This is a genomic window from Sinomonas sp. ASV486 (genome assembly GCF_030908215.1).
In the GTDB taxonomy this organism is placed as follows: Bacteria; Actinomycetota; Actinomycetes; order Actinomycetales; family Micrococcaceae; genus Sinomonas; species Sinomonas puerhi.
This window is the reverse complement of record NZ_JAVFJK010000016.1, coordinates 1-10964: the sequence shown is the minus strand read 5'-3', so window position 1 is coordinate 10964 and position 10964 is coordinate 1. Positions and strand designations below refer to the sequence as shown.

Sequence of the window (10964 nt, the reverse complement as noted above, 5' to 3'; positions counted from 1 at the left end):
CTCATCCTCGCGACCTGTGCGGGCGGATCGGCGGCCTCCGCCAGTGCGGCGAGGAATGCCCGGCTGGCTCCATCAAGCGCCATGGGAGGACGCTACCCGCCCGGCCGAGGAGTCCCACGACCGGGCGGCCCCAAGAGAAGGTGTCGCGCGGGGGGATTGCGGCTCCTGGGGCCCGGTGGTTCACTGTCCGGGAGGAAAGGGGCTGCTCAGTGCACCACAACGACCTCCCCGAGGGCGATCCCCGCCACGACATCACCGACCTGTTCGTGTTCCAGTCCAGCGAGGACCGGGCCCGCACGGCCGTCATCCTGAACGTGCACCCCGAGCTCACGCCCGCCGCCGACCCCGTCGACGCACGTGTCAGCTACGAGCTCAAGTTCGACCTCGACGGCGACCTCGAGGCAGACCTCGCATTCCACATCCTGTTCAATCGCGCCGGAGACGGCCGCTGGGGCGCCTCCGTGCTCAGGTCTACCGGACCCGACGCGCGAGGCACCGGGCGCATCGGGGCTTCGTTCTTCCACGGCGTGGCTGTCTCGGACGGCCACTTGGCGGATATTGCCGAGGAGCAGGGCCACAGGCTCTTCGCCGGGCCGCGGAGCGACCCCTTCTTCGCCGACCGGGACGGCTTCGCCAACGGTATGCAATGGACGGGCCGGGACTACTTCGCCGACAAGGACGTGTTCTCGATTGCGCTCGAGATCCCGAACGACTCCCTCGCCGGTGAGAGCCGGATCGCGGTCTGGGCCAGGACGGTCGGGCTGAGCAGCCAGCACGTCCTGAACCAAGCAGGACGCCCGGGGAACAACGTGTTCCGGCCCGAGCCGGAGGTCTTCCAGACGGTCGGGCCGGCCCAACAGCGCGAGCACTACCTCGACCGGTATGCGCAGAACTTCCGGGCCATGGGCTACACCGAGGCCGAGGCCATGGGCCTGGCGAAGGATTGGGTGCCGGACGTTCTCTCCTATGACTGCACGGAGTCCGCGGGCTTCCCGAACGGCCGGCGGCCCACCGACGACGTCGTTGCGACCGCCGTCGAGATCCTCACCCGAGCGCCGCTGCTGGCCTCCGCCAGGATCCCGGCGCACTCAGACTTGCTGCCACGCTTCCCCTACCTCGGCGCCCCGCACCACCTTTGAGCTCCGGCTCGCCGTGCGGCCCGCCCGGAGCGATCGCCGAGATCAAGGCAACGGCTCAGTAGGCTGGCACCGTGCCGCCGTCTCCCAGCCCGAGCCCGATCGACGTCATCGTCCACTCCGACCCCGCCGCCTGGTGGCAGATGCTGGCGCCGTACGCTCCCCTGCTCGCCGCCATCATCGCGGGCTGGATCGCCTGGAGGGCGCTGAAACAGCGGAGCCTGGCGGACAACCGCGCCGAATGGTGGCGGCGGGCACAGTGGGCCCTGGACGCCTCCATGTCAGCGGAGCCCAGGCGCCGCGAGATGGGCCAGCAGGCTATCGACCGGCTGGGACAGAGCCCACTCGCCAGCCCCGAGGACCTGGACTTCCTGGAGATCGGCACCGAGGACGCGCTCGAGGACGCGGACGCTGCGCGCCACGCAGAAGCGATGGCCATGGAACGCACGACCGGGCGGAAGTCGGCACGTACCGACGCGGGCATACAGCCCTCGAACCGGCCCGCCTCAGTCTCGCCCGAGGATCGCCGCGTGCAGATTGCGGCGGCGAAGGCCCGCATCACTGTGGACGAGCGGCGCGGCATCGCGACGCCGGACTGGATCGTGGCGCTCTCCCTCGAGAAGCCCGAGTAGCGCGCTCGCCTATTCCCTGGGCGCGCGCCGCCGAAGCTGGCCTCGTGCTCCTGTCAGACTTTCGGCTCTGTCGCGGTTTCGGTGGTGGGCGGGCCGCTCAGCCGAGGGGGATTCGCGGCGTCTTCCTTCAGGTCGCCGGTGCGAACAACCGGGACTGCCAGCTCCAGGATCCGCAAGGGAGCGCCGGCCGCCCACGCCTCGATGTCCTCGACTGCGTCACGGTAGAAGATCTCATACTGCTCGCGCGTCACGTAGCCGATGTGCGGGGTGAGGACGGTGCGCGGTGCGGTCCGGAGCGGGTGGTCGGCGGGGAGGGGCTCGACGTCGTACACGTCCAGTGCCGCGCACCCGATCTGGCCGGCGGCCACTGCATCGAGCAGCGCGGCCTCGTCGATGATCGGCCCGCGGGAGGTGTTGACGAGTACGGCGTCCGGCTTCATGAGCGCCAGCTCCGCAGCGCCGACGAGGCCGCGTGAGCGCTTGGACAGCACAAGATGCACCGAGAGGATGTCGGAGCTGGCGAAGAGCTCGTCCTTCTCGACCCGGCGCACGCCCACCTCCGCTGCCCGCTCGTCGGTGAGGTTCTGGCTCCACGCCACGACGTCCATGCCGAAGGCGAGCCCCACCTTCGCCACCCGAGCACCGAGGTTGCCCAGCCCGAGGAGTCCCAGCCGCCGGCCATCGAGGCCGCGGCCCACGGTGGTCTGCCACCCGCCGTCGTGCGTCCAGCCTGACCCGCCCGCGCCGAGCTCAGCGTCGAGACGCCGCGCGGCCGCGTGGATGAGCGCCCACGTGTGCTCGGCCGCGGGGGAGGGCAGGTACTCCGTGTGGCTCACGAGGATGCCCCGCGCGGCGGTCGCCTTGAGGTCGATCGAGGCGTTGCGCCGTCCGGTCGTGACGATGAGCCTGAGGTTGGGCAGGCGCTCGAGCCGGTTTGCGGTCAGCGGGGTGCGCTCGCGCATCGCCACGATCACGTCGAAGGGTGTCAGCGCGGCGACCACGGCGTCGTCGTCGTGCCCGAGATGCTCGCGGAACATGGTCACCTCGGCGCCGCCCGATTCGAGGCCAGACCAGTCGGCGAGCTCGCGGGCCACGCCCTGATAGTCGTCGAGGACAGCGATCCTGAGGCCGTGGAGTTCCGTGGGAGTCATGCGGCAAGCGTAAGTCACCGCCTGCCGCCCCAAGGGGTCTTGACTGTGACGCCATCATGACGTCATCATGGAGTCATGAATCTTGACCCACACCTTCTGAACCTGTCGAGGCAGCTCGCCGACGCCGCCGCGCTCGGCGGGGATGAGATGGCCGAGCTCGCAGAGAGGCTTGCGGCACCGCTTCAGGCGTCTGCGCGGCTCATCCTTCAGGATGCGCTCTCGGAGGCTATGCAGGAGGTCACTCTTGAGCTCGCGCCCGGATCTGCGGAGATGCGGCTGCGCGGCCGGGACATCGACTTCGTGGTCAACCGGCCGTCGTCGCCGGTTGGCGAAGTTTCCGGAAACGATGACGTCACAGTGATGCCACTGAAAATCTCGAAGGACGACGCCGGTCAGGAGCCGTCCGCCGAGACCGGCACCGCCCGCATCAGCTTCCGCCCGCCGGAGCCGCTCAAGGCGCAGATCGAGGCGGCCGCGGAGCGCGAGGGCCTGTCGGTCAACACCTTCCTCGTGCGCACGCTCACGGCAGCGCTCCGCCCGGCACCCCAGCGGCCTCTCAAGGTCGATCCGGGCGTGCCTGAAGGCCGCGACGGTTCGCGTCTCGAAGGGTGGGTCTACTGATGAACGAGTTCGAGACGCCGGAGCCCATCCGCGCCGTCGTCGACGTCGCCTATGGGGACGTCGTCGTGCGGGGTTCGGCGACGCTTATTACCACGGTGCAGGTCTCACCCATGCGCTCCGGCCGGAAGGCGGACCAGGAGGCAGCAGCGGGGACGACCGTCAGCTTCGCGGACGGACGGCTCCAGATCAGCGCGCCGAAGCAGCACGGCCTCGGCGTCCTCGGCAGGCTCGGATCCGTCGTGGTCACCGTGGACCTGCCCGCCGGCTCGGACCTCGAGGCCGTGCTGGCCTACGGCGACGTCATCGCCTCCGGGCAGCTCGGGCGCGTCGTCGCCAAGACGCGCGCCGGAACCGTCCGCGTCGAGGATGGCGCCTCGGTGGACCTCAAGAGCTGGGCGGGGGACGTCGAGGCGGGTCGCGTGCGTGTGGACGGCACACTCGCGGCGTCGGCCGGAGCTGTCCGGGTCGAGGACGTGACCGGCACCGTGCAGATCAAGTGCGGGACGGGCGAGGTGTCCCTCGGCCGCGTTGCCGGTACCGCCCAGGTTACGTGCCCCTACGGGAGCGTCAGGGTCCGGGAGGCCGTCTCGGGCAGCCTGAAACTGACCTCCACCTACTCCGACCTCATCGTCGGCATCGCCGAGGGAACGGCCGCTCGCCTCGATGTCTCCACCAGCTACGGCCGCATCCGCAATGAACTCACCCGTTCGGAGACCCCGCCCGAGGCCATCCAGCGGCTCGAGCTCACCGCCCGCTCCAGCTACGGGTCGGTGACCATCCGGCGGGCCTGACTTCAGCGAGAAGCCATCCGCGCGCCGTCATCCGCCAATTCCTCCAGGCACGTACTCAGGAAGGAGTACCGTCATGCCTTCAACCACCACCCCAGCGCCCGCCATCAGCATCCGGGCCCTCGAGAAGTCGTACAAGAAGCTCTCAGTGCTGCGCGGCGTCGACTTCGACGTGGACCGGGGCAGCATCTTCGCCCTGCTCGGCCCGAACGGTGCCGGCAAGACCACGATCGTGAACATCCTCTCCACGCTGCTCAAGGCCGACGCCGGTGCTGCCGCCGTCAACGGCTTCGATGTCGCCTCCGATGCGGCACACGTACGCGAGTCCATCAGCCTCACGGGACAGTTCGCCGCCGTCGACGAGATCCTCACGGGACGCGAGAACCTCATCCTCGTGGCCCGATTGCGACACCAGCCGGACCCGGGCGGCATCGCGGACGGCCTCCTCGAACGGTTCTCGCTCACGGATGCCGGCTCCCGCAAGGTCGCGACCTACTCCGGCGGCATGCGCCGCCGCCTCGATATCGCCATGAGCCTGATCGGCCGGCCGCCGGTCATCTTCCTGGACGAGCCCACCGCCGGCCTCGACCCGCAGGCCCGCCTCGAAGTCTGGGCGGCCGTAAGGGAGCTTGCCCGCAACGGCACCACTGTGCTGCTCACCACCCAGACCCTCGACGAGGCGGAGCACCTCGCGGACCGGATCGCGATCCTGAACGAGGGCCGGATCGTGGTCAACGGCACTCTCGACGAGCTCAAGCGGCTGCTGCCGCCCGCCAAGGTCGAGTACGTCGAGAAGCAGCCGACCCTCGAGGACGTTTTCCTCGCCCTGACCAGTGACGCGACTAAGGAACTCCCATGACCACGCACTTCTTCGGCGACACTGCCGTGCTGACGGGCCGCTCGTTGCGCCACATCCTGCGCAGCCCCGACACGATCATCACCACCGCGCTCATGCCGATCGCCTTCATGCTGCTCTTCGTCTACGTTCTCGGCGGGGCGATCAACTCCGGCTCGGACTCGTACGTCCAGTACCTGCTCCCGGGGATCCTGCTCATCACCGTCGCCTCCGGCATCTCGTACACCGCGTACCGGCTGTTCCTGGACATGAAGGGCGGCATCTTCGAGCGGTTCCAGTCCATGCCGATCGCCCGCTCGTCGGTCCTGTGGGCGCACGTGCTGACGTCGCTCGTGGCCAACATGGTCGCCGTCGTGGTGGTCGTGCTCGTGGCACTGGCGATGGGCTTCCGCTCAGGGGCGAGCGTGCTGGCCTGGCTCGGCGTGGCCGGCATCGTGGCACTGTTCACGCTCGCGCTGACGTGGCTCGCCGTGATTCCGGGCCTCACCGCGAAGACCGTAGACGGCGCAGGCGCGTTCTCCTATCCGCTGATCCTGCTCCCGTTCATCAGCTCGGCGTTCGTGCCGACCGCGACGATGCCCGGCCCCGTGCGCTGGTTCGCCGAGAACCAGCCGGTCACGTCGATCGTGAACACCATCCGCGACCTGTTCACGGACCAACCGGTGGGTTCCAGCATCTGGGTCGCCCTGGCCTGGTGCGTTGGGATCCTCGTGCTTGCGTACGCCGTCTCGATGCGCGTCTACCGCAGCAGGATCTCGTAGTCAGGGGATTCAGGTAGCGACCCCGCCGGGTTCACCGGCGGGGCCGCTACTCTCGTCTCATGGCCCGCAGCTCCCGTACCGCCCGTGATCAGGGCGCCCCCCGCCTCGACCCGCTCGATCTCGCCGACCTGGTTCAGGGCTTCGGCGGGGACATCGAGCCGGGGCGCCGCACCGAGGGCCTCGCGTTCGAGGACGTGGATCTCGCCGGCCGGCAGCTCGAGGCCTCCACGTTCTCCGAGTGCCTGTTCCAGGACGTCACGGCGCACGACGCCGGCCTCCGCTCGGTCTCGTTCGTGGACTGCCGCTTCGTGCGGCTCAGCGCGCCGAGCCTGCCAGCCCCGAGGTCCCGGTGGCGCGGGGTCGAAATCGAGGCCTCCCGCATCGGTTCCGCGGAACTCTACGACGGCGATCTCTCGGGCGTCCTCGTGACCGGATGCAAGCTCGGGTACGTGAACCTGCGCGGGGCCAAGCTGCAGGACGTGAAGTTCGTGGACTGTGTCATCGACGAGCTCGACCTCGGCGGCGCGACCGCCACCCGCGTCGCGTTCGAGGGAACCCGGGTCGACGCCCTGGACACCACCGGTGCCACTCTCGAGCACGTGGACCTGCGCGGAGCACGCCTCCACCGGGTCGCCGGTGTCGACGGGCTCCGCGGCGCCACGCTGAGCAGCGTCCAGACCGTCGAGCTCGCGGAGCTCATGGCCGAACGGCTGGGGATCGACGTGCGGGACTGATACGGGGAACGCGCTGGCTCAGCTCGCGCCAGACGAGACAGGCATCGCGACCACCGGCACCTGCCCCGAAATCGGTCCCGAGGCCACGGGCGCCTCGCCGGAGGCCTGCGCTTCCAGTGCAGTCGCCTCCAGATCCACGCCCGCGATCTCGGCCGCCTCGAGCGCAGCCGGGTGGTCGAGCGGGAGCTGCAGCGCCACGCCGTCGTCCGCCACAGCCACCGGAACCTCGGTGAGCGGCATGTGCTCGAGGTCGATGCGCGGATCCTCCTCCTGCTGCGCCACGACCGCACGGGCCTCCGCAGCCGTGTCCACGCTCGGGAGCGAGCCAGGCAGCGGGCGCTGCGCGGATTCCTGCAAGAACCAGATGGCCGCGGCGCCCACGGCCGAGGTGGCCATGAGGTAGTACGCGGGCATCATGTCGTTGTGGCTGGACTGGATGAGCGCGTCGATGATGAACGGCGTCGTGCCGCCGAAGATCGCCACGGCGAAGTTGTACGCGATCCCCATCGCGCCGTAGCGGCTCGCCGTCGGGAACTGCGCCGGGAGCGCGGAGGCGAGGTTGGCCACGTAGAACGTCACGGGGAAGGCGACGAGCGCGAGGCCCCCGAGCGTCGTCCAGACGTTGCCCACGCCGATGAGCGCGAACGCGGGGACGGACAGCACGATCGTGCTCACGGCGCCGATCCACAGCACCGGGCGGCGGCCAATCCGGTCCGAGAGCCTGCCCGTGAGCGGGATGCACAGGCTCATGGCCACCAGCACTGGGATGGTCAGAAGGGTGCCGTTGATCGGGTCATAGCCCTTCGACTCGGTCAGATAGGTGGGCATGTAGGACGTGAGGGCGTAGCCCACGGTGTTTGCAGCGGCCACGACGACCATCGCGACGAGGATCTGGCGCCAGTAGGCACGCACGATCCCGAGCGGGCCCTTCGCTGCGGCGTCGTCGTTCTGGGCGAGCTCCTGTGTGGCGCTCTCCTGCGCCTCGAGGGCGGCCTGGAACGCGGGGCTCTCCTCGATGCGGAGGCGGAACCAGATCGCGATCGCGCCGAGCGGGCCGGCGATGAGGAACGGGATGCGCCAGCCGTAGGCCTCCATCGCGGCGGACCCGAGCGTGAGCTGGAGCGCCGAGACGAGCGCGGCGCCGAGCGCGAATCCGAGGTAGGAGCCCATGTCGAGGAAGCTCGCAAGGAAGCCGCGGCGCCTGTCCGCGGCGTGCTCGCTGACGAACGTCGTGGCACCGGCGTATTCGCCGCCGGTCGAGAATCCCTGGACGAGCTTGATCGCCACGAGCAAGATCGCGGCCCAGATGCCGATCGCCGCGTGACTGGGGAGGAGGCCGAGCGCGAAGGTCGAGGCGGCCATCATGATGAGCGTCATCGCGAGGACACGCTGGCGGCCGATCTTGTCCCCGAGCCACCCGAAGAACACCCCGCCGGCTGGGCGGGCGATGAACGTCGCGGCGAACGTGCCGAGCAGGAACAGGGTCTGCACAGTGCGGTCTGCCTCAGGCAGGAAGACGGGCCCCATCGTGGTGATGAGATAACCGAACACGCCGACGTCGAACCACTCCATCGTGTTGCCCACGACGGTTCCTCCGATGGCTCTCTTGAGCATCGGCTGGTCCACGACATTGACGTCGTCGATCCTCAGTCTGCGTTTGCGGAATACCACGCGTTGTGAGCGCTGTGGCTTGGTCATCTGACGGTGGTCTCGTGACATGGGAATCGAGTTTACTGCCGCAAGAAATGATATGAGAGACGAATATCGTTTTTGCGTGTGCTCCGGATCACGTCGCGGAGTCCTCGCTGGCCCTGCGCTCCGCGCCCGTGGCGCACGACGGCGGGTCCCCAGCGATCGCCGCCGTCATGCGGATCGGGAAGAGCGCGACGCCTGTCCGGGCGGGCGGGCGCGGAGCTCGTTCTCCCGCGCGGGTCCAGCGGCTCGGATGGTTATCGATTTGTGACCTTGACGGCCGTGCGGAGCCGCATCGGATGGGGGCGAGCGGTCGGTTGCGCTTCGGAGGGCGCGGGCGGATTCTTGGTTTAGTTCAGAAGAGAGCCCAAGAGTCTGGCAGTGGTCACCACATGGAATCGAGGTCGTCTCGCGATGCCGTCCGTGACGGCCTGCTGTGGATCGCGGATGACTTCACCCGCATCGTCGACGGCCTGGATCCGGCGGAGCTCGGCTCGCCCACGCGGGGAACGCGATGGACCAACCGTCAACTCCTGTTCCATCTGGTGCTCGGTCAGAAGATCGCGCGCGCGTCCATCCCGTTGATCGGCACGTTCGCGCGGATGCCCCCGGGCGTGTCACGATCCTGGAGTCGGCTCTTGGGGGCCGGCTCGCGGCCCTACAACTGGATCAATTGGGCAGGGAGTGCAGCCGCCGGCCAGCTTCTGACCCCGGCCATGATGCGGGGCATGATGGACCGCACGACGCGGGCGATTCTCTCCTGGTACGACCGGGCCGAGGATGAGGCCCTGACCCGCGGGATGTCGATGCCGAGGTCCTGGGATCCGTACTTCGAGCCGTGGATGAGCCGGCGCGATGTGCTCGAATGGGCGCCCAAGCACTACCGCCACCATCGGGCCCAGCTGACCCTGACGACTCTTCCGCTCTGAAGTTCGCCTTGCGGCTCGCTTCGCCTAGTTCTGACCGGCGGCGCCGGCCTCGTCGAGACACTCGGTGATGCATGACGGGTCGATGGTCTCCCCATCCTTGGTGCGGACGTTGACGGTGATCCCCTCGTCATCGGACTCCACGGCCATCGATGCCACCTTCTCGTACTCGTCGCGCGAGCACCCACAGGAGCCTGCGGCACAGTCATTGAAGGTCTTGAGGAGTGCGGCCTTCTCAGGGCCTTCGCCGATGAGCTGGATCTTCACTCCGTCGGGTGCGGGGGTGATCTTGAGGTTGTCCACGACGCGGTCCTTTCGGTGATCTCGGTGGATCTATAGTAGCTCGGCTAATGCATATATGCACAAGTGGCTATGTCTGTGGAACGTGAACCGTCCAGGTCGTGTTCCGCGGACGGCTGTTTCCTCGAGGTTCGGGGAGCCGTTGATTGCGGCCGAGGCGGAGCAGGTCCCTCCGGCGCTCAAGGCTTGGGGCGACCCTGTCCGCTCAGTCTGTCGGCCGCGCAGCCAGAGAGGATGCGGCGCCGTTAGGCTCCTGGGCTGACCCTTTCGTTCAGCTCGGCCACTCCGATCGCAGCCTCGAGCATCTCGGCGAACCTCTCGGGTGTCGGGTCCGCGTCGCCGGCGCGCTCGACGTCGATCTCGAGCCCGACCTCCGCTGTGGTGCTGGGCCCACTGGGAACTCCCGCGGGTATCGGCACGCCGCGCATGCGTTCCCGCATCGCGGCGCGCGGGTCTGGAATGAACCGCACCCTCGGCAGCCACAGCCGCGACGGCGGTGCGACGCGCGTGATCGCCTCCAGCAGGCCGGCGTCCCGCAGTTGGGTCTCGACTCCCCGGTCCTGGACTGGCACGAGGTCGGGGAACGGGCTGAAGCGGCGCAGCGCCTCAGGGGCCGCCTCGCGGACGAACTCATAGACATGGCCGCCGCCAAGCCCGAGGCGCGCCTCCGAGCGGACGTGCCACGGCGTCGCGCCACGCGCCGACAGGCGGATCCGGAGGACGTCTGCGTACGTCGGGTTGAAACTGTGCCCCGGTGCGCGGCGTCGGGTCGAGCCGCTCGAGCCAGACCTCGACCGTCCGTCCGGCGGCGGTGCCGCTCAGGTGCCCATCGCGGCCCGCCGCGCCGCCGATGACCGCCGTCAGTCCCTCGAGCGGGCCATCCTTGCGGCGCCCCAGACCAAACACGGCCTCTCCCTTCTGAGAATGCCAGAACCCGGGCCGAGACAGCGCCCGCTGAGATACTGCTGGGGCGCGACGGATGTCTGTGGACATCCGGCGCGCCCCAGCTCTTCGGCTGTCTATTCGGTGTCCTATTCGGCGTCGTGGTCGGTTTCGAGGACGGTGACGAGGTGGTCGAGGGCCTGGTCGGCGCCGGGTCCGTCGGCGCGGAGGATGACCTGTTGGCCGTATTCGGCGCCGAGGGACATGAGGGAGAGGATGCTGGAGGCGTCCATGGCCTCCTCGGCGGGCTCGCCGGGCTTGGCGATGGTGACTTCGAGGCCTGCCTGTCCGGCGGCTTCGGCGAAGATGGCGGCGGGGCGGGCGTGGAGGCCGACGCGTGAGCCGATGGTCGCGGTGCGTTCTGCCATGGGTTGCTCCTTCTGGTTCCGGGGTGTGGTGCTGGTCGGGGGGAGGGGTGTGGCGGG

General features: G+C 69.0%; 13 protein-coding genes. 8 read left to right on the top strand and 5 right to left on the bottom strand.

Features of this window, described 5'->3' with window-relative positions; translation table 11 throughout:
* The first annotated feature begins 209 nt into the window (after positions 1-209).
* Positions 210-1139, top strand: a complete 930-nt coding sequence (locus RBS60_RS18675; protein ID WP_307959051.1) for a DUF4331 family protein — start codon at positions 210-212, stop codon at positions 1137-1139.
* A gap of 71 nt (positions 1140-1210) precedes the next feature.
* Entirely contained in the window at positions 1211-1768 is a 558-nt protein-coding gene (locus tag RBS60_RS18670) for a hypothetical protein (RefSeq protein WP_307959050.1), read from the top strand.
* A gap of 53 nt (positions 1769-1821) precedes the next feature.
* Here the strand turns inward: RBS60_RS18670 and RBS60_RS18665 are convergent, their stop codons facing one another.
* Positions 1822-2919, bottom strand: a complete 1098-nt coding sequence (locus RBS60_RS18665; RefSeq protein ID WP_307959049.1) for a D-2-hydroxyacid dehydrogenase family protein — start codon at positions 2917-2919, stop codon at positions 1822-1824.
* 75 nt (positions 2920-2994) lie between these two features.
* Between RBS60_RS18665 and RBS60_RS18660 the strand changes: the two genes are divergently transcribed.
* From RBS60_RS18660 to RBS60_RS18640, 5 genes are all read left to right on the top strand, one after another.
* The gene (locus RBS60_RS18660) at positions 2995-3540 is read left to right on the top strand and encodes a histidine kinase (protein ID WP_307959048.1); all 546 of its coding nucleotides are present in this window, start codon (positions 2995-2997) and stop codon (positions 3538-3540) included.
* On the top strand, positions 3540-4331 hold the full coding sequence (locus RBS60_RS18655; RefSeq protein WP_307959047.1) for a DUF4097 family beta strand repeat-containing protein: 792 nt from the start codon (positions 3540-3542) through the stop codon (positions 4329-4331). Before RBS60_RS18660 ends, RBS60_RS18655 begins: the two co-directional genes overlap by 1 nt.
* Positions 4332-4404: 73 nt before the next feature.
* Positions 4405-5187, top strand: coding sequence for an ATP-binding cassette domain-containing protein (locus RBS60_RS18650; protein ID WP_307959046.1), 783 nt, complete (start codon positions 4405-4407; stop codon positions 5185-5187).
* Positions 5184-5945 carry an ABC transporter permease gene (locus RBS60_RS18645; protein ID WP_307959045.1) on the top strand — a complete coding sequence of 254 codons (762 nt, stop codon included), beginning with the start codon at positions 5184-5186 and terminating at the stop codon, positions 5943-5945. Before RBS60_RS18650 ends, RBS60_RS18645 begins: the two co-directional genes overlap by 4 nt.
* A 59-nt stretch (positions 5946-6004) precedes the next feature.
* Positions 6005-6679 (top strand): pentapeptide repeat-containing protein, encoded by a 675-nt coding sequence (locus RBS60_RS18640; RefSeq protein ID WP_307959044.1) that lies wholly within the window; start codon positions 6005-6007, stop codon positions 6677-6679.
* A gap of 18 nt (positions 6680-6697) precedes the next feature.
* Here the strand turns inward: RBS60_RS18640 and RBS60_RS18635 are convergent, their stop codons facing one another.
* Complete coding sequence (locus tag RBS60_RS18635) at positions 6698-8377, bottom strand: MFS transporter (RefSeq protein WP_307959043.1); 1680 nt, start codon at positions 8375-8377, stop codon at positions 6698-6700.
* 386 nt (positions 8378-8763) lie between these two features.
* Between RBS60_RS18635 and RBS60_RS18630 the strand changes: the two genes are divergently transcribed.
* On the top strand, positions 8764-9300 hold the full coding sequence (locus RBS60_RS18630; protein ID WP_307959042.1) for a DinB family protein: 537 nt from the start codon (positions 8764-8766) through the stop codon (positions 9298-9300).
* A 24-nt stretch (positions 9301-9324) separates the two neighbouring features.
* On the opposite strand, the gene RBS60_RS18625 is transcribed toward RBS60_RS18630, so the two are convergent.
* The 3 genes from RBS60_RS18625 to RBS60_RS18615 form a co-directional block, all read right to left on the bottom strand.
* Complete coding sequence (locus RBS60_RS18625) at positions 9325-9600, bottom strand: hypothetical protein (protein ID WP_307959041.1); 276 nt, start codon at positions 9598-9600, stop codon at positions 9325-9327.
* Between the two features lie 242 nt (positions 9601-9842).
* A complete protein-coding gene (locus tag RBS60_RS18620) occupies positions 9843-10169 on the bottom strand; it encodes a hypothetical protein (RefSeq protein ID WP_307959040.1) in 327 nt (108 codons plus the stop codon).
* Positions 10170-10628: 459 nt separating this feature from the next.
* On the bottom strand, positions 10629-10907 hold the full coding sequence (locus tag RBS60_RS18615; protein ID WP_307958822.1) for an HPr family phosphocarrier protein: 279 nt from the start codon (positions 10905-10907) through the stop codon (positions 10629-10631).
* Between the last annotated feature and the right edge of the window lie 57 nt (positions 10908-10964).